The sequence below is a fragment of the Pseudomonas fuscovaginae SE-1 genome, assembly GCF_000364705.1.
Taxonomy (GTDB): Bacteria; Pseudomonadota; Gammaproteobacteria; order Pseudomonadales; family Pseudomonadaceae; genus Aquipseudomonas; species Aquipseudomonas fuscovaginae_A.
Window position 1 is genome coordinate 1 of record NZ_AQOH01000175.1, and the last position, 1,380, is coordinate 1,380.

The 1,380-nt window shown below is 60.8% G+C and carries 2 protein-coding genes; one reads left to right on the top strand and one right to left on the bottom strand.

Annotated features, from left to right (window positions below; genetic code table 11):
• Positions 1-541, bottom strand: a 541-nt coding sequence (locus tag K675_RS0116525; RefSeq protein WP_037006645.1) for a sodium:solute symporter family transporter, incomplete at its 3' end; no start/stop codon positions are given.
• A gap of 458 nt (positions 542-999) precedes the next feature.
• Here K675_RS0116525 and K675_RS0116530 point away from each other — a divergent pair.
• On the top strand, positions 1,000-1,380 hold a 381-nt coding region (locus K675_RS0116530), incomplete at its 3' end, for a hypothetical protein (protein ID WP_026145262.1).

Genomic DNA, 1,380 nt, shown 5'->3' on the forward strand with positions numbered 1-1,380 from the left:
GGAACCCGCCGATGAAGGTGTAGGCGATGGTCGCCGCCGCACCGGCCCACAAGGCAGTGCCGTAGGACATGCCAAAGGTGCTTTCGAACAGGCGGGCGCCGGCGACGATGCCGGAGGCGCAGTAGATGGTGAAGAACACCAGGATCACGATGGCCGCGATCACCCGCAGCAGGCCGCTGTGGTCTTCGAAGCGGCTGGAGAAGTAGTCCGGCAGGGTCAGCGCATCACCGTTGTGCTCGGTCTGGACCCGCAGGCGCCCGGCGACGAACAGCCAGTTCAGGTAGGCCCCGACGATCAGGCCGATGGCGATCCAGCTCTCGGAGAGGCCGGACATGTAGATTGCACCCGGCAAGCCCATCAGCAGCCAGCCACTCATGTCGGAGGCGCCGGCCGAAAGCGCGGTGACAACGCTGCCGAGGCTGCGCCCACCGAGAATGTAGTCGGAGAGGTTGTTGGTTGAGCGATAGGCCATCAGTCCGATCAGGACCATCGCAGCGATGTAGATCACGAAGGTGATCAAGGTTGGATTGCTTACGCTCATTGAAAAAGCCCTGGCATTGTTTTTATTCAGCGGCGATCCGCGACCGACGAAACGACAATACTTGTCAGACGGTTAAACGGACCGGGCATTCATGACTGATGTTTCCCCAGGAAAATCATCAGTCGGTGCCTCCAGTCGTAGGAGGTTGCACCTCGGCCGAGCATGCTATTCAACAATACGAACAAGGCGCAACCTGTTTTACCCCCACCAGTTGCACCTCGGGGCCTTTCCAATTTTTCCCACACGGGTCTACGCCGTCGTACAACGCAACCCCCTGACCTCCCTTGGAAAACCGCAGAGAACCGACCATTCGTCGGCAAGTGAAAATTTTTTCCGATCGGAGCGTGGCGATTTCCACTGAAAAAATGGGTTGCACCCGGTTGCACCTCTTGCAGCCCACAGCTAATCTTTCGCCATCTGACGCCACGCGGTAGTGGCAACCCATGAGGACAAGAAAAATGGCGACCACCACCCTTGGGGTCAAACTCGACGACCCGACCCGCGAACGCCTGAAAGCGGCGGCCCACTCGATTGACCGCACCCCGCACTGGCTGATCAAACAGGCCATCTTCAATTACCTGGAGAAACTCGAGAGCGGTGCAACCCTCAGCGAACTCAGCGGCCTGCCCCGTGGCGAAGCCGACGACGCCGGTGAAGTGCAGGCCGATCACAGCCACCAGTGTTTCCTCGAATTCGCCGAGAGCATCCTGCCGCAGTCGGTGCTGCGTGCCGCCATCACCGCCGCCTACCGTCGCCCCGAACCGGAAGTGGTGCCGATGCTGCTCGAACAGGCCCGCCTGCCGGCAGCCACGGCCGAAGCCGCCAACAAGCTCGCGGCG